Origin of the sequence: Streptomyces kurssanovii (assembly GCF_040677245.1) — a bacterium.
Taxonomy (GTDB): domain Bacteria; phylum Actinomycetota; class Actinomycetes; order Streptomycetales; family Streptomycetaceae; genus Streptomyces; species Streptomyces kurssanovii.
In genome coordinates, this window is sequence record NZ_JBFAQK010000041.1 from 24518 (window position 1) to 41936 (window position 17419).

Genomic DNA, 17419 nt, shown 5'->3' on the forward strand with positions numbered 1-17419 from the left:
CCGACCGGGCACGGTCCCGGCAGGTTGTCCGCGACCGCTCGTATGCTCGACGCATGACCGATCACCAGGGCGGACCCCATCCGGCACGGCCGACAGAGAACGCGATGCGGCGTGCGCTGAAGAGGGCAAGGGACGGGGTCGCGCTCGATGTCGTGGAGGCCGCCGTGCTGTTGCAGGCGCGCGGCGCGGACCTGGAGGACCTGGCGGCGTCCGCCTCGCGCGTGCGGGACGCGGGGCTGGAGGCGGCAGGCCGGGCCGGAGTCATCACGTACTCGAAGAGCGTCTTCGTCCCGCTCACCCGCCTGTGCCGCGACAAGTGCCACTACTGCACCTTCGTGACCGTGCCGGGCAAGCTCCGCCGCGCGGGGCACGGGATGTTCATGTCGCCGGACGAGGTGCTGGAGATCGCGCGGCGCGGCGCCGAAATGGGCTGCAAGGAAGCGCTGATCACACTCGGCGACAAGCCGGAGGACCGCTGGCCCGAGGCCCGTGAGTGGCTCGACGCGCACGGGTACGACGACACGATCGCGTACGTGCGGGCCATGGCCATCCGGATCCTCGAGGAGACCGGGCTGCTGCCGCACCTCAACCCCGGGGTGATGTCCTGGACCGACTTCCAGCGGCTGAAGCCGGTCGCGCCGTCGATGGGGATGATGCTGGAGACGACGGCGACCCGGCTGTGGAGCGAGCCGGGCGGGCCGCATTACGGGTCGCCCGACAAGGAGCCCGCCGTCAGGCTCCGCGTGCTGGAGGACGCGGGACGGACGAACGTGCCGTTCACCAGCGGGCTGCTGATCGGGATCGGCGAGACGTACGAGGAGCGGGCCGAGTCGCTGTTCGCGCTGCGCCGCGTCTCGCGGGCGTACCACGGCATCCAGGAGCTGATCCTGCAGAACTTCCGTGCCAAGCCGGACACGGCCATGCGCGGTATGCCGGACGCCGAGCTGGACGAGCTGGTCGCGACCGTCGCGGTCGCGCGCCACATCATGGGGCCCTCCGCCTGTCTGCAGGCGCCGCCGAACCTGGTGGACGCGGAGTTCGCGCGGCTGATCCGCGCCGGGATCGACGACTGGGGCGGCGTGTCGCCGCTCACCCCCGACCACGTCAATCCCGAGCGGCCCTGGCCCCGGATCGACGAGCTGGCCGAGAAGTCGGCGGCCGAAGGCTTCGAGCTACGGGAACGGCTGTGCGTCTACCCGGAGTTCGTCCAGCGCGGCGAGCCGTGGCTCGACCCGCGGCTGCTGCCGCACGTACGGGCATTGGCCGACCCGGAGACCGGTCTCGCGAAGAGCGACGCCTTCCCCACGGGGCTGCCCTGGCAGGAGCCCGACGAGGGCTTCACCGCCAGCGGGCGCACGGATCTGCACCGGACCATCGACACCGACGGCCGTACGCACGACCGGCGTGACGACTTCGACGCCGTCTACGGCGACTGGGACGCCCTGCGGGAGGCCGCCGCGCCCGGCATGGTGCCGCAGCGCATCGACACGGACGTGAGGGCCGCACTGGCCACGGCCGCCGACGACCCCACCAGGCTGACGGACGACGAGGCCCTGGCGCTGCTGCACGCCGACGGTCCCGCCCTGGACGCGCTCACCCGCATCGCCGACGAGCTCCGCAGGTCGGTCGTCGGCGACGACGTCACGTACATCGTCACGCGGAACATCAACTTCACCAACGTCTGCTACACCGGCTGCCGTTTCTGCGCCTTCGCCCAGCGGCGCACCGACGCCGACGCCTACACCCTCTCTCTGAGCCAGGTCGCGGACCGGGCGCAGCAGGCGTGGGACGTCGGCGCGGTCGAGGTGTGCATGCAGGGCGGCATCCACCCCGATCTGCCCGGCACCGCGTACTTCGACATCGCTCGGGCCGTCAAGGAACGCGTCCCCGGCATGCACGTGCACGCCTTCTCGCCGATGGAGGTCGTCAACGGGGCCAGCCGCACCAACATGTCCGTCCGGGAGTGGCTGACGGCCGCGAAGGAGGCCGGCCTCGACTCCATCCCCGGCACCGCCGCCGAGATCCTCGACGACGAGGTCCGCTGGGTCCTCACCAAGGGCAAGCTGCCCACGGCGACCTGGATCGAGGTCGTGAAGACGGCCCACGAGCTCGGTATCCGGTCCTCGTCCACGATGATGTACGGGCACGTGGACCAGCCCCGGCACTGGCTCGGCCACTTCCGTACGCTCGCCCGCATCCAGCAGGAGACCGGAGGCTTCACGGAGTTCGTGACGCTGCCGTTCATCCACACCAACGCACCCGTGTACCTGGCGGGCATCGCGCGGCCAGGACCGACCACCCGCGACAACCGCGCCGTCACCGCGATGGCCCGTATCCTCCTGCACCCGCACATCACCAACATCCAGACCAGCTGGGTGAAGCTGGGCGCGGAGGGCGCGGCGGAGATGCTCCGCTCGGGAGCCAACGACCTCGGCGGCACGCTGATGGAGGAGACCATCTCGCGTATGGCGGGCTCCAGTTACGGCTCGTACCGCTCCGTCCGTGACCTGACCGCCATCGCGGAGGCCGCGGGGCGGCCGTCCAGGCCGCGTACGACGCTGTACGGGGAGGTCCCGGCCGAGCGCCGGCAGGCGGCGAGCGCGTCCGACGGGCACCTGCCGGAGCTGCTGCCCCTGCTGCCGGAATGACGGCTGCCTGACGGACGCCGGTGGCCCGCCCGGCCGCCGATCGGTCCGGGTCGCCGATCGGCCCGGCCACCGACCGCCCGGGAGCCGACCGCCCCGGCCACCGACCGCCCCGGCCACCGACGGCCCGACCGCCGACCGGACCTCCACCGGTCGGCCCGGCCGCCGGCGCGCCGCGCGGAACAGGACGTCGGCCGCGGCCCGCCGGTGCCCGGCACGGTGGGGCATAAGGGTCGGTACGCCGCGCCTGCCTGCGTCCCGCGACATACCGGTGCGACCCGCGCACGGCCCGGCCGGGACCGGCCCTCGCCCCCTGAGCACGCCGTTCCCGTTCGATTACAGTGCTGGGCCGGGCAGTGTTCGTTCGACGTCGGGGAAGGAGCGCGGTGAGCGCAGCAGCCGCAGGCGTGTGGGGCCGTGCCGAGCAGCAGGACTTCCGCGCGAGGGTGCGCGGCGCGCTGCTCGGCGGTGCCATCGGCGACGCGCTCGGCGCCGGAGTCGGTGGGCTCACCATCGACGAGATCCGCGCCGCCCACGGCCCCGACGGGCTGACCGACCTCGAGCCGGTCAACGGCCGCCGCGGCGCGGTCACGGCCGCCACACAGCTGACGCTCTTCACCGTCGACGGCCTGATACGGGCCCAGGTACGCCGCGACACCGGCGCCTGGCATCCGCCCACCGATGTGCACCGCGCCTATCTGAGATGGGCCGCCACCCAGCGAGACTGGGGCCCCGACGAGCGGCGCAAGGACAACGGCTGGCTCGCCCGCGAGGAGTGGCTCTACAGCCGTCGCAACCCGCCCCGTGACACCGTCACCGGCCTCGGCGACGCGAACATGGGCACCCTGCAGACCCCCAAGAACCCGACCGCCCGTGACGCGGGAGCGCTGGTGCGGTCCGCGCCGTTCGGGCTGCTGGTCGGTTGGGAGCCGCAGTTGGTGTGCCAGCTCGCCGTCGAGTGCGCGGCGCAGACGCACGGGCATCCGACCGCGTACCTGTCGGCCGGTGCGTTCGCCGTCGTCGTACACGGTCTGGCCCGCGGCGAGACGCTGGACGGCTCGGTGCAGCGGGCATTGGCGCAGCTGGCGTCCAGGCCGGGTCATCAGCCCGTCACGGACGCGCTCAAGCAGGCGCTCGGCGCCGTGCGGCAGGGCATCCCCAGCCCGGCGCGGATCGCGTCCCTCGGCGACGCCAGGCAGGCGGAGGACGCCCTCGCGATCGCCGTCTACTGCGCCCTCGTGGGCGAGGACATCAGGCACGGGTTGCGTCTGGCGGTCAATCACGACGGCCCGTCCGAGGTGACCGGGGCCGTGTGCGGCGCGCTGCTGGGCGCGATGCACGGGGAGACCGCGCTGCCGCCGGCCTGGCTGTGCGAGCTGGAGGGCCGACCGACGCTGCTGGAGATCGCGGACGACTTCGCGATGGAGATGACCCAGGGTCCCGCACTGCACAGCCCCACGGTGACCGCGCCGGGCTGGCTCCAGCGGTATCCGCGGGCGGCGGCCGAACTGACCTGACCCGGCCGGCTTTCGCCGGTGGGACGGGCCGGAGGAGGCGCCCGCCGCGTTCCCGGAGCCGGGAGCGTCCGCCCCGTCCCGTTCCAGAAGCGACGAGGGCCCGGCCCCGTCCCGTTTCAGGAGCGGGAGCGTACGGCCCGTCCCGTTCCAGGAGCGACGAGGGCCCGGCCCCCCTCCTCGGGAGCCGGGCCCTCGCACGGTCGGCAGTGCTGATGGGGAGGCGTGCCTCAGCTGTCGGCGCCCTCGCGGCCGAGCACCTTGACCTCCGCGTCGCCGGCCGCGGCGGGTGACGGGATCAGCCGGGCGGTGCCGAGGCCGCCCTCGTCGTCGCCGTTGATCTTGGCGAGGACCGCGTCGCGTTCCGGGGTGTCCTCGGGCTTGATCCAGCCGATCGCGATGTAGAGGACGAGCGAGACGGCCAGCGGCACCGAGATCTGGTACTGCAGCGGCACACCGCCCTCGACGTTCCAGCTGATCGGGTAGTTGACCAGCCAGAAGGTGAGCAGTCCGACGCCCCAGCTGAGCAGGGCGGCGGTGGGTCCGCTCTTGCGGAACCAGGGGAGCAGGCCCAGCATCAGCGGGATGGCGATCGGGCCCATGAGGCCGGCGACCCACTTGATGACGACGGTGATGATGTCCCCGAAGAAGGGCGAGTTGACCTGCGTCGCGATCGCCATCGACAGACCGAGGAAGAGCAGCGTGGTCCAGCGGGCGGCGAGCAGTCCGACGCGGGTGTCCCACTCCCGTGCCTTGCGGGACAGCGCGGGCATGATGTCGCGGGTGACGACCGCGGCGATCGCGTTGGCGTCGGAGGAGCACATGGCCATGGTGTGGGAGAAGAACCCGACGATGACCAGGCCCAGCAGACCGTGCGGCAGCAGCTGTTCGGCCATCAGCGCGTAGCTGTCGGCGGGCACGTCGGTCTTGATGAGCAGCGGGGCGACCCACATGGGGAAGAACAGGACGGCCGGCCAGACGAGCCACAGCACCGCGGACAGGATGCCCGACCGCTGTGCGGACTTCGCGGAGTCGGTGGCCATGTAGCGCTGGGCCTGGTTCCACATGCCGCCGTTGTACTCGAAGGTCTTGATGAAGAGGTACGCGATCAGGAACACCATCATGTACGGGCCCGCGAGCGGCTCGGCGTGGCCCTTCAGTTCGGGCTCGTCCCACACGGTCCACAGGCTGCTGAAGCCGCCCAGCTCGGCCATGACGGCGACGAGCATCGCGATACCGGCGACGAACTGGATGACGAACTGTCCCAGTTCGGTGAGGGCGTCGGCCCACAGGCCGCCGACGGTGCAGTAGACGGCGGTGACCGCACCGGTGATCAGGATGCCCGTGTTGAGGGAGACGCCGGTGAAGACGGAGAGGAGTGTGGCGATGGCCGCCCACTTCGCTCCGACGTCGACGATCTTCAGCAGCACGCCGGACCAGGCGAGCGCCTGCTGCGTCGGCAGGTTGTAGCGGTTCTTGAGGTATTCGAGCGGTGAGGCCACGTGCAGTCGCGACCGCACCCGGTTGAGCCGCGGCGCGAACACCTTGGCGCCGATCGCGATGCCGATCGCGATGGGGAAGGACCAGGTGACGTACGAGGTGACGCCGTAGGTGTAGGCGATGGCCGCGTAGCCGGTGAACATCACCGCGCTGTAGCCCGACATGTGGTGCGAGATGCCGGAGAGCCACCAGGGCATCTTGCCGCCGGCGGTGAAGAAGTCGCTGACGTTGTCCACGCGTTTGTGGGACCAGACGCCGATCGCGACCATCACACCGAAGTAGCCGATGAGCACGGCCCAGTCGAGACTGTTCATGTCCCCTCCAGGGGGGTCCGCCTTGTGAACGAGGAGCGCGCTTCGTCTTTGCGTCCGTTGAGCGGCGCCCCCATGCGGGAGTTGGGGACTTCCCGGATTGAACAGGCTGCCGTGGCCGGTGGTCAAGGCCTCTGACGGTCATGAGTGTGAACGAGGATCAGCAAGACGAACGATTTTTACTCGTTCTTGACCTTGAGGGGCGTTGTCGCGAACGAGACGCGGGCCACACGATGAGCGGGCACTTCGTCGAGTCCGACAGACAGAAGAGACCGCACGGGATGCGGGTCCCGTGCGGCCAGGAAGAGGTGGTCCCCAGTCCTCGAACTACCGCATCAGCTCGCCGGCGTTGACGAGAAGCGACTGGCCGGTGATCGACCGGGCGCGGTCGGAGGCGAGGAAGACCGCCGCCTGGGCGACGTCCCGGTCCGTGGCGAGGTCGGGCAGGGCCGTCCGCTCGGTGAGCCGCCCGAGCACCTCGTCCTCCGGCACCCCCTCGGCGTCGGCGGTGAACCGGACGTACGCCTGCACCGGCGGCCCCCACATCCAGCCGGGCAGCACCGTGTTCACCCGGATGCGGTCCGGGCCGAGCTCCCGGGCCAGGGAGTACATCGCGGACGTCAGTGCGCCCTTGGACGCCGCGTACGCGGCCTGCCGCACCTGTGAGGGTGCGGCGACGGCCGACTGCGTGCCGATGAACACGACGGAGCCTCCCCGCTCCCGCAGTCCCGGCAGGCACGCCCGCGTCATCCGCAGTGTGCCGAGCAGATTCACGTCCAGCACGCGCTGCCAGGTGGCGAAGTCCGCGTCCTGGAGGCCGCCGAAGGAACTGTCCAGGGCGGCGACGTGCACCACGGCGTCGATGCGCCCGAAGCGCTCCGTCGCGAGCGCGGCCAGCGCCTCGCACTGGGCCTCGTCAGTGATGTCGGTGGCCCGGTACGCGCTACGGGCGCCGCCGGGGTCGATCCCGTCGGCCGTCTTCGCGAGGTTCGCCTCCGTGCGGGCGCCGAGTACGGCGCTGCCGCCCTCCTCGACGACCGCTGCCGCGACCTGGAACCCGAGCCCGGAGCCGACGCCCGACACGACGACGTTCTTGTCCCGAAGCAGCATCCCGGTGCCTCCCGAGGCTGGCGGATTATCTGACGGAGCGTCAGAGTAGGTCGGCCCGGCCCAGGAAGGAAGGGGAGCGCCATGAGCGAGGACAGGCACGGCGACGGCGACGACGGCGGTGAGGGCGGCACGCCCGGCGAGGACACGCGCAGCGAGATGTACGCGGAGCTGGCGTCCGTCGGCCCGTACGGGGTGCGCCCCGGCCACGCGCTGATCACGATGGTCGAGCCGCATCCGGGCCACGAGTACGCGTACAACCGCTGGTACGAGGACGACCACTACTACGCGGGCGCGATGGCGATGCCCTGGATCAGCGCCGGCCGACGCTGGGTGGCGACCCGGGACCTGCAACTGCTGCGCTACCCGGAGAAGTCCGCGGTGGCGCAGCCGGTGACGGCCGGGTGCTACCTCTCGACGTACTGGATCACCGAGGGCCGCTACGACGACCACATGAGATGGACCGTCGCCATCAACAAGCGCCTGGGCCGCGACGGCCGCGTCCACCAGCGGCGTACGCACGTCTTCACGGCCTTCCAGGACCACGAGGCCACCGTCTACCGCGACGGGGCCGCGGGCCCGCGCGACCAGCACGCGCTGGACCATCCGTACGCCGGTCTGGTGCTGGAGGTCGTCGACGCCGAAGGCCCCGCGCGGCGGGCCGAACTGCTGCGGTGGCTGCGGGCGAAGCATCTGCCGAAGAGGCTGGCGGGCTCGTGCGCGGCCATGGTGGCGGTCTTCCGTCCCACACCGCTGCCGGGGGACCGGATGACCTATGTGAAGCAGGTGGAGGGCGTGGACAGCCGGCTGACGCTGCTGTGGTTCCTGGAGGAGGACCCGAGGGACCGGTGGGAGGACACGTTCACCGGGCTGGACACGGCGGTGGCGGAGTCGGGGCTGGGGCGGGTGGAGCTGGTGGCGCCTTTCGTGCCGACCGTCCCCGGGACCGACCGCTATGTCGACCAGCTGCGCTGACGCACGCCGCCGACGCGGTCCGGGGAAATGCCGAGCCCCCTCGGCCGGGACGGCGATCCAGTCGAGAGGGCTCTCGGTACTGTCTTGTGCGGGGTGTCTCTCGTGTCTTCGCGTTGCTCGTACTGCGGGCGGTGACGCGCTCAGCCGAGATTGAACGCGCCGTCGCCCACTTCATTCACGAACGCGTTCCACGACTCGGGGACGAAGGTGATCGTCGGGCCTGCGGGGACTTTCGAGTCCCGTACGGAGATCGCCTGGACTACAGGGGACTTGACCTCTACGCAAGCGCCGTTTCCCGTGGAGTACGAGGACTTCGTCCAGCTCTCCGTCGCGCCCTGAAGGATTGCCATGTTCGCTCCGCTTCCGGCAAGTGGTGTGATCCGAGCCAACGTCTTGCTGGCGTGATCGACGCTACTCGCCGACAGGGCTGCGCGAGACGGGCGTTCACTCGACCGGATGGCATATTCCATGCGACTCTTCCGTCACACGGTGCCTCTGGTGTACCGTTCCGCCGCCTTGGTCAGGCGGCGTCTCCCGCGGTGTAGTCCTTGGCGATGGACGCGATGAACTGACGGGTCTGCTCCACGTTCAGGGCCTGCGCGCGCAGGTGCTCGTACATGACGCTGTACTTCTGCACGTCGTTGGCCTTCTCGAGATACAGGTCGCTCGTCACACCCTCGATGTAGACGACGCTCGAGTCGGAGGTGTCCGGGAACTCGAGGATCGCGTACTGACCGTTGACGCCCGGGTGCGCGCCCATCTCGAACGGCAGCACCTGCACGGTGACGTGGGGCTGCTGCGACAGCTCCACCAGATGCTCGAGCTGCTCGCGCATCAGCTGCCGGCCGCCGACCTGCCGGCGCAGCGCCGCCTCGTCGATCACCGCCCACATCCGCAGCGGGTGCTCCGCGTCCCTGATCCGCTCCTGGCGGCGCAGACGGACACTGACGCGCTTCTCGATGTCGGTCGTGCCGCTCTCCGGCAGCGCGCCGGAGATGAGGGCCTCCGCGTACTGCCGCGTCTGCAGCAGACCGGGAACGACCTGCGGCTCGTACACCCGCAGGCTGGCCGCGTCGGTCTCCAGCCCGATGTAGACGCTGTACGGGATGTCGCCGAAGGCGTGCCACCAGCCCTGCTGGCGGGAGTCCTTGGCCATCTGCATCAGCGAGTCGACGATCCGGTGGTCCTCGACCTCGTAGACGCCGCACAGATCGCGGACGTCGCGCTGGCTGATGGAGCGGCGGCCGTTCTCCAGACGGCTGATCTTCGACTGGGAGACGAGGAGGCGCTCCGCGACCTCTTCCGCCGTCATGCCCTTCAGCTCCCGGAGCCGGCGCAGCTCCTGCCCCAATCGGCGTCTCCTGACGGTGGGATTGACGTTGGACGCCACGGGTACTGCACCTCCGACTGCGTAGCTGTGCGTATCTACTGCTGAGCAGATTGCCACCAATGGTGGTCGCTGCGCTGCCAAATGGCTACACGCGCGAACGCCGTGGCTGCACATACGAACGCGCGGGGCAGCCTTCTGGCTGCCCCGCGCGTTCTTCTTGCGGCTCCCGAACCGGCCGTTGGGGACGACGGTGCGGCGGTCCTGCTGTGCGGCACCGCGGTTCCGTCTACGGCGCTTCAGCGCTCCGGTTCCGCGGTGCTGCTCCGGGGTGTCGGGTGGTGCGGTGGTGCGGTGCCGTGCTCAGTGCGCGACGACACGTGCCGCCATGCTGCTGCGGCGTGGCTGCATCGGTACGGGCCCCGGCTGGCGGCCTGCGGGGGCCGCCGGCTGGGCACGGCGCGGCTGGGCGGCCACACCGTTCTGGACGTCCATCACCGCGTGCGCGACGAGGCCGCCCATCGGGTCGTGCCTGATGAGGTCCCGCAGACGGGACCGCGAGGAACGTCCTTCGTTGCCCGGGTACAGGTGCTTGCCGAGTCCGACCGCGTGGGCCAGTGCGGCGAGCGCCGCGGTCCGCGGGTCCGGCGGTACACCGGTGCGGATCGCACTGTCCAGCCGGGCCCTGATGTCCCGGCTGATCGCCGTGTCCGTCGCCTGGTAGCGAGTCGTCGGCAGAACTCCGCACATCTGGCCCGCGACGGCATGGACCATGCCGCACCGCTCCAGATGCGAGAGGTATATCTGGCGCAGCCCCAGGCGGGGCCCGCCGATCCAGTGGACCGCCCGTACCGGACTGCCGCGTCTGCGCAGCAGTTCCAGTGCGGAGTCCAGGGTCGGATCTCCTGTCGGCCGTGGCATCACCACGGCGATACGATCCCCGTCTGGGGCTATCCGTCCTGCCAGAGCCAGCTCTACTAGCTGTGCCCCGGCCAGGCCGAGGTCGAGCGACTGCGGCTGCGCTGTGGTACCCGTTGCCGGGTCCAGAGCGAGCAGCAGAAGCTCCTCCGGAAGTGTTCTGCGGCTCCTGCCCATCCATGCCTCCCCGCGTGGATGAATGACAGGGTGACCCCTCTCACATTGGTCTGTCGAGGGCGCCTGGGTGCTTTGTTAGGGAACCGATAGGTATGTCGTTCTCGTCTAGCACGGGAGCCAAGCGCTCACACAGGACACTGGTAGATGGTTCGGACACCACGGGCCGTCGGCGGGCCGCCGGTTCCTGGTGTTCGTGAAGACATACGCATGGCGCATGGCACATGACTCATGGAGGAGGCACGGTGGCGGGCGAGTCCCCCGACAAGTCGGAGCAGCGGAAGTCGTCGGGGGAGACGACTCAGGAGGAACGCGATCCGCGTCTCACCGTGTTCCGCCGGCCATCTCCCGGACGCGACGCCGCGCAGGGACAGGGCTCCGGCCATGACACCTCCACGACGACGGCGACGGACGGGACGACGGAGAGCCCGGCCCCCGTCGACCAGGCGACGGCCGTCTTCAGGACCACGCCGCCGCCGGAGGAGCCGGACGCGGCCCCTTCGGGCAATGACGCACGCCTGCGCGCCGCGGTTGCGGCGTGGGTGGCGACGGCGGACGAGCCGGAGGGCGGCTCGGAGGACCCGGACGGCGCGGAGGGCCCTGAAGGCCCCGAAAACGCCGAGGGCTCCGAGGGCACTGAGGGCTCGAAGGGTGGCTCCGAGGGCTCCGAGGACTCCGACGCGTCGGAGAGCTCCGTGGGTGGCTCTGCGGCCGTCTCGCGGGACGGGGAGGCCGAGGAGGGCGCGGAGGCGCCGGACGAGGCGTCGGCCACGGAGACCGCGGCAAAGGCCACCAAGGAGCCCGCTGCGGAGTCGGGCGCGGCCGCCGCGCCCGCCGCGCCCGCCAAGGACCCGTCCAGCGACGCCGCTCCCGACGGTGACGCGGTGAGCGACGACGCATCGGCCGCCGCGGCCGATGCGTCCGACACGTCGGACGGCGCGGAGCCGGCCGATGCGGCGGCACCTGACGCCGCCACAGCCGCGGCCGCAGGCGATACGGCGGCAGCGGAACGGCCCCGGTCCGCCGACGGCTCGTCAGTCGGCGATGCCGACGCCGACGCCGACGCCGGTCGCGACGAAGCGCCTGAGCGCGGGAGCGCGCCGGTGACCGCGTCCGCGTCGGCGGACACCCCGGTGGACGGCGCTGACGGCGCAGACGGCGAAGCCACAGCTTCGGACAGTGCGGAAGCAAAGGGCGAAGACGACACCCCTGCCGAGACGGGCGGGCACGGCGTCGACCAGCCGACGACCATGTTCAAGGCGCTGCGGCGCCCCGCCGTCGATCAGCCCACCACCGCCCTCAAGATGCCCCCGCGTGCCACGCCCGCCGCGAAGCCGGAGTCCCGTCCGGAGCCCCGGCCCGAGCCCGCGTCGCGGCCGGAGACGGACGCCGAGCGCACCAGCACCTTCGTGCCGCTGCGCCGTGACGACGTACGTCCCGCGTCCGCCGTGCCCAAGACGCCCAAGGCCGCCGCACCTTCCGCACCGGCCCCGACGGCCCCCGCGCCGGCCACCCCCGCACCGGCGCCGGCGCAGCCGCTCCCGGCCGCGTCCGGGACTCCCGCGTCACTCGTCGAGGCCGAGCGGACCAAGCAGCAGCCGATGCCGCCGCTGCCGCCGCTCGACCTGCTCGCCGAGCTGACGAACACGCCCCCGCCGCCGCAGACGCCGGTCCGCACCGTCGTGCGGCGGGTCAAGATCTGGACGCCGCTGGTCCTGCTCCTCCTCGTCGTCTTTGCGGTCGTACAGCTTGTGCGTCCGCTTCCGGATCCCACGCTCACGCTGTCCGCGGAGGAGACGTACACCTTCGAGGGCGGCAAGCTCGAACTCCCGTGGCCGGCGGAGGGCCAGGGCGCGGCCGAGGTCGTCGGCGTCGGCAGTCTCGGTCAGTACGGTGCCCAGAAGCCCGCTCCCATCGCGAGCGTCGCGAAGACGATGACGGCGTACGTGATCCTCAGGGACCACCCGATCACCGGCAAGCAGGTCGGTCCGAAGATCACCGTCGACAAGAAGGCCGAGGAGGAGTCGAAGGCGAAGAGCGAGTCGACGGCTCCCATCAAGGAAGGCCAGCAGTTCACCGAGAAGCAGATGCTCCAGCTGCTGATGATCCCCTCGGGGAACAACGCGGCCCGTCTGCTGGCGCGCTGGGACGCCGGCTCCGAGGAGGCGTTCGTCAAGAAGATGAACGACGCCGCCAAGGAACTCGGCATGACGAACAGCACCTACACCGACCCGAGCGGTCTCAAGGCCACCACCGTCTCCACCCCGCTGGACCAGATCAAGCTCGGCAAGGCGGTCATGGAGAACGACGTGTTCAGGGAGATCGTGAACACGACGCAGGTCGAGATCCCGGGCATCGACGGCAAGATCCGCAACAACAACGACCGCGCCCTGCTCATGGACGGTGTCGGCGGTATCAAGACCGGTTCCTCCACGCCGGCCGGCGGCAACCTGCTCTGGTCCGCGAACGCCGTCGTCGACGGTGAGGTCCGGCGCATCGTCGGGATAGTGATGGGTGCGCAGGACGCTCCTCAGCTGTGGCAGAAGCTGGAGAAGGCGATCGACTACAGCATCGCGCTGATCCCGCCGGCCCAGGAGGCCGTCACCTCGGCCACGGTCGTCAAGAAGGGGGACGTCGTCGGACACGTCGACGACGGACTCGGCGGCCGTACGCCCCTCGTGGCCACCAAGGACCTGAAGGCCGTCGGCTGGGCCGGTCTCGAGGTGAGGATCGAGATCGCGGAGAACGGCAGCGCGGTCCCGCACGCGGCGAAGGCCGGAACGGTCGTCGGCCAGGTGTCCGTCGGCGAGGGCGTCGGCAAGGTCAGCGCACCGGTCGCCCTGCAGCGGGACCTCTCCGAGCCGGGCTTCGGCGCCAAGCTCACCCGCCTCGGCTGACCGCCGCGCGGGCGTCCCGGGAGACCGGGGCGCCTGCGTGCTAGCGTCCCGGGGCAACTCCGGGCGCCCGGGCGGCGTCTTGAGGAACGACAAGCGAACAGCGAGCATCGAGGCGCGGCCGGCCGGGAGGACGACGGCGGACAGCAGGACAGGACGGGGAGAGCCGAAGTGACCACCGCTGAGCCGACACGGACGGACGGCAGCAGCACTCACGGCACAACCACGGGCGGAGCCGGCGGTGACCGGCCCGCCGTCGACGCCACCGCGGCCGCCGACGGCACCACCACCGTCACCGACGGCACCACCATCGGCACCGGTCCGCGAATACCGCTCCGTCTGCGGTCGCGGTTGCCGGAGCCCCGCCTCGCGTCGACCTCCGCCCCCGTCCCCGCCTCCGCCCCGGCTCCCACCCGGTTCGCGGGCGTACGCGACCGCCTCTCACGTCACCCCGTCGCCCTCGCGACGGCCGCGGCCGCCTTCGTGCACCTGCTCTGGTTCTTCTTCTTCGCCAACAGCGGCGGCGACATCGCGGCCCAGGACGCCTGGGCCGAGTTCGTCGGCCGCCACCCCGACTCGGCGTACAACCTCGCCTGGTACGGCGGCATGCACCCCGTCTCGTACAGCGTGGTCTCCCCGTACCTGATGTCGGTCCTCGGCGTGCGGACGACCATGATGCTCGCGGGCACCGTGTCGGCCACCCTGACCGCGCTGATGCTGGTCCGGGTGCGTGCCGTGCGCAATCCGGTGGCGTGTTCCCTCGTGGGCGTCTTCGCGTTCCTGTGCAACGCGCTGTCCGGCCGGGTCACCTTCGGCCTCGGCATGATGTTCGCGCTCGGCGCGGTCGGCGCCGTCTTCTGCTGGCCGCACCGTCTGCGTCACCACCGCTGGGCGAAGGCGGCCGTCGCCGCGCCGCTCGCCGGTCTCGCCACGGCGGCGAGCCCCGTCGCGGGCCTGTTCCTCGGCGTCGTGGCCGCGGCGCTGTTCCTCAACGGCCGCCGCCCCGGGGCGTACGCGATCGGCCTCACGCCGGTGCTCGTCGTGGCGCTGTCCGCCTGGCTGTTCCCGTTCTCCGGCACGCAGCCCATGTCGATCTGGTCGACGTCGCTCCCGTTCCTCTACGGCGTCCTCGTGCTCCTCCTCGTACCGAAGGAGTGGCGCACCGTCCGCACCGGCGCCGCGGTCTACGCCGTCGGCACGTTGCTGACCTGGGCGATCGACTCGCAGATCGGGTCCAACGTGTCCAGGCTGCCGATGCTCTTCGCGGGCGTGGTGCTGCTCGCCGCCCTGCCGTACACCGTGCCGCGTTCCCGCAAGTGGTACGCCGTCGTCATCGCCGTCGTCGGACTGAACACCTGGATCGGCTACAAGGGTGTGGACGACATCGTCCGCACGGCCCCGACGGCTTCCTGGAACCGCGAACTCGCGCCGCTGGTCAACCGGCTCCAGGAGGTGAACGCCGAGCGCGGCAGGGTCGAGGTCGTGCCGGCGAGCAGCCACCGGGAGGCGTCGGCGCTCGCCCCGTACGTCAACCTGGCCCGTGGCTGGAACCGCCAGGCCGACATGAAACGCAACCCGCTCTTCTACGACAAGGAGAACGTCCTCACCTCCGCGAACTACCGCGCGTGGCTCGACCGGTGGGCCGTGCACTACGTGGTGCTTCCGCAGGGGGCGCCGGACTCGAGCGGAGCCCAGCAGGAGGCGGAGCTCGTACGCGAGGGCCAGCCGTACCTGACCCGTATCTGGGGCGACGCCAACTGGCAGCTGTTCGCGGTCGAGAACCCGACGCCGATGGCCGAACCGCCGGCGACCGTGGACCACGCGGGTGCGGGCGAGCTGACCATCCATGTGAAGAACGCGGGCCGGGTGCTGATCCGCGTCCCCTACTCGCCATGGCTGAGCCTCGTGGACGAAGAGGGCAAGGGTGTCGACGGCCCGCAGGAGACGCCGGAGTCGCAGGCACGCGAGGACGGGCCCAGGAGTTTCGTCAACACCAACGGCTGTCTGCTGAAGGCGGAGGAGGACATGGAGGGCGACGAGTGGACCGAGCTCCTCGCCCCGCGGCCGGGAACCTACCGGCTCGCCGCCCCGTACCAGCTTCCCCGCGGAACCCCGTGCCCTGACGAACTCCGCTAGATCCTTTCGCCCTTACCCGCGTTAACACCTACCTCACCTTCCGCTGCTCGTGCATAGTGGACGCGCTCGGCATACCGATCGGTCGGTCCACTGATGCAGGTGCGAATACATGGCGTGCAAACAATGCGGCGACGGCACACAGGCACTCCCCGGTATGAACTGCCCGCGGTGCGGGACGGCCGGAGGGACGGCCAGGCGCGGGGCGGCCGGGCACCCCGGTCCCGGACGGTCGAAGGGACGGGCCCTGCGGGGACGCCTGCTCCTGCTCTCCCGCAGGAACAAACTCCTGCTGACAGCGGCCGTCGTGGTGGCGGTGGTGGCCCTGACCGTCTCCACGGCGGACCTGTACGGGGACACCTCACAGGCCTCGGAGGCCGGCGACGCCCCCGGCGCGGGCGACGACATCGGAGATCTGGGCGGCGCACCGCAGCGCATCGCCCCCGCGGACCCGCCGAGTGACGCGGCCTCCCCGCCGCCCGTGCGCGCCACCCCCAAGCCGCCCGCGAAGGTCCGTCCGCCCGAGGAGGCACGGGGGCCCGCCTATTCCGCCTGGGCCGGGCCCGGTTGCACAGGAGGCGGCCTCTACAGCGAGGAGAACCGCTTCAGCGACGGCGACGACGGCTGGTACACCGTCAGCTCCGGCGGCCACCGCGGCGACGGCTGCGACGGCCGCTTCACGGCGGTCCCCATGTCCGGCAGGAGCACCAAGGACGCAGGGGGACGGGCGACATGGTCCTGGTACGTCGGCAGCGGCTACGTCACCTGCTCGGTCGCCGTCGTCGTACCCGACAGCGGACGCGACCGGGACGTGGCGGGCCGGCCCACCACGTACAACGTGCTCTCGGACCCCGACGACCCGGGCAGCGTGGTCAAGGTCTTCGAGATCGACCAGACCGAACTGCGGGGCAGCGGCCTGGTCATCGAGAAGGTGCCGGTCCACGACCAGAAGCTGACCGTCCAACTCGTCGACAGGGGCGAGGACCAGGGCGACGGCGACCGCGGCGGAGCACACCACGCGGCGGCGCAGATGCGGGCCGAGTGCCGCGCGTGAGCCTCCTCGCGGGACGAACAGACCCCTTGCCTGCGGGCGGGTACGGCAGTGCTGCATAGTGTCCGTCATGCTTTGTGAGGGATGCAGACCCGACGGACGCGCGTGCGAGGCGTGCGCGGTGCCCGGCGCTCGGACATCAGGCCGTCACCGGGCCCCGTCACGCCCCAAGGTGCTGCTCGGCCTCTGCGCCGTACTCGGAGCGGGCGCGCTGCTCGGCGGCGCGGCGCTGATACTCGGGGACGACGGCGGCGAAGCCGTGGGGGAGCCCGCTCCCGTGGCCGACATCGAAGTCGGCGGGCGCCCCAACCTGATCACCCCGACGGACGTCCCGTCGCCCACCGCGGGCGCCCCGGACCCTTCGTCCACCGCGGGGGCGCGGCCCGCCTCGTCCCCCGCCTCCTCTCCGGCCTCTTCGCCGGTCTCCTCCCCGGCCCCGGCGAAGGCGTCGGCCTTCGTCTCCTCCTCGCCGTCGTCCCGCACCACCACGGCCGCCACGCCGACGCCCACCCCCACCCCGTCCGAGACCTGGCGGGACCGGGACAACTGCCGCGACGACCGCGACCACCCCGGCGGGGGCCGCTGGGACCGCGACGACTGCGACTGGTGACGGGGCCTTCCGGATTCCTCGCCCCGGCGTGAGGCGCGGCCGTCGCCCGGGCCCCGCGCCCCTCCTACGGCTCCGTCGGCCAGACCACCGCCTGGGCCACGACGACCCTGTCTCCGTCGAACGTGACGGCCGGCCCTTCATGGAGCCGGTATCCAAGGGCGAGGGCCTCACTGACACGACGGCAGAACGCCGCGTCGTCGGGACCGGTCAGAACGCGGTAGACGGGCAGACCGTCGGGAGGTGTGCTCATGGCCTCAAGG

13 protein-coding genes are annotated in these 17419 nt (G+C 71.4%); 7 read left to right on the forward strand and 6 right to left on the reverse strand.

Annotated features, from left to right (window positions below):
• Positions 1–53 precede the first annotated feature (53 nt).
• Both AB0K36_RS24610 and AB0K36_RS24615 read left to right on the forward strand, forming a co-directional pair.
• Entirely contained in the window at positions 54–2648 is a 2595-nt protein-coding gene (locus AB0K36_RS24610; RefSeq protein ID WP_364598211.1) for a bifunctional FO biosynthesis protein CofGH, read from the forward strand.
• Positions 2649–3031: 383 nt separating this feature from the next.
• Positions 3032–4162: an ADP-ribosylglycohydrolase family protein gene (locus tag AB0K36_RS24615; RefSeq protein ID WP_364598214.1), complete on the forward strand. Its 1131-nt coding sequence runs from the start codon at positions 3032–3034 to the stop codon at positions 4160–4162.
• Positions 4163–4389: 227 nt separating this feature from the next.
• Here AB0K36_RS24615 and AB0K36_RS24620 read toward each other — a convergent pair whose 3' ends face one another.
• A complete protein-coding gene (locus AB0K36_RS24620) occupies positions 4390–5973 on the reverse strand; it encodes a sodium:solute symporter family protein (protein ID WP_364598217.1) in 1584 nt (527 codons plus the stop codon).
• A 324-nt stretch (positions 5974–6297) separates the two neighbouring features.
• Complete coding sequence (locus AB0K36_RS24625) at positions 6298–7080, reverse strand: SDR family oxidoreductase (protein ID WP_364598220.1); 783 nt, start codon at positions 7078–7080, stop codon at positions 6298–6300.
• 81 nt (positions 7081–7161) lie between these two features.
• Here AB0K36_RS24625 and AB0K36_RS24630 point away from each other — a divergent pair, with 81 nt between their 5' ends.
• On the forward strand, positions 7162–8052 hold the full coding sequence (locus AB0K36_RS24630) for a hypothetical protein (RefSeq protein ID WP_364598223.1): 891 nt from the start codon (positions 7162–7164) through the stop codon (positions 8050–8052).
• A gap of 140 nt (positions 8053–8192) precedes the next feature.
• Here the strand turns inward: AB0K36_RS24630 and AB0K36_RS24635 are convergent, their stop codons facing one another.
• The 3 genes from AB0K36_RS24635 to AB0K36_RS24645 form a co-directional block, all read right to left on the reverse strand.
• Complete coding sequence (locus AB0K36_RS24635) at positions 8193–8402, reverse strand: DUF397 domain-containing protein (protein WP_364598226.1); 210 nt, start codon at positions 8400–8402, stop codon at positions 8193–8195.
• Positions 8403–8572: 170 nt separating this feature from the next.
• Entirely contained in the window at positions 8573–9442 is an 870-nt protein-coding gene (locus AB0K36_RS24640) for a helix-turn-helix domain-containing protein (RefSeq protein WP_189469002.1), read from the reverse strand.
• Positions 9443–9742: 300 nt separating this feature from the next.
• Positions 9743–10474 (reverse strand): GOLPH3/VPS74 family protein, encoded by a 732-nt coding sequence (locus AB0K36_RS24645; RefSeq protein ID WP_005316328.1) that lies wholly within the window; start codon positions 10472–10474, stop codon positions 9743–9745.
• A 221-nt stretch (positions 10475–10695) separates the two neighbouring features.
• Between AB0K36_RS24645 and AB0K36_RS24650 the strand changes: the two genes are divergently transcribed.
• From AB0K36_RS24650 to AB0K36_RS24665, 4 genes are all read left to right on the forward strand, one after another.
• Positions 10696–13368, forward strand: a complete 2673-nt coding sequence (locus AB0K36_RS24650) for a serine hydrolase (protein ID WP_364598230.1) — start codon at positions 10696–10698, stop codon at positions 13366–13368.
• A 168-nt stretch (positions 13369–13536) separates the two neighbouring features.
• A complete protein-coding gene (locus AB0K36_RS24655) occupies positions 13537–15501 on the forward strand; it encodes a DUF8823 domain-containing protein (protein WP_364598233.1) in 1965 nt (654 codons plus the stop codon).
• A 109-nt stretch (positions 15502–15610) separates the two neighbouring features.
• Positions 15611–16552 (forward strand): adhesin, encoded by a 942-nt coding sequence (locus tag AB0K36_RS24660; protein ID WP_364598236.1) that lies wholly within the window; start codon positions 15611–15613, stop codon positions 16550–16552.
• A 118-nt stretch (positions 16553–16670) separates the two neighbouring features.
• Positions 16671–17159, forward strand: coding sequence for a hypothetical protein (locus tag AB0K36_RS24665; protein ID WP_364598239.1), 489 nt, complete (start codon positions 16671–16673; stop codon positions 17157–17159).
• A gap of 64 nt (positions 17160–17223) precedes the next feature.
• On the opposite strand, the gene AB0K36_RS24670 is transcribed toward AB0K36_RS24665, so the two are convergent.
• Positions 17224–17409: a DUF1737 domain-containing protein gene (locus AB0K36_RS24670; RefSeq protein WP_189469008.1), complete on the reverse strand. Its 186-nt coding sequence runs from the start codon at positions 17407–17409 to the stop codon at positions 17224–17226.
• Between the last annotated feature and the right edge of the window lie 10 nt (positions 17410–17419).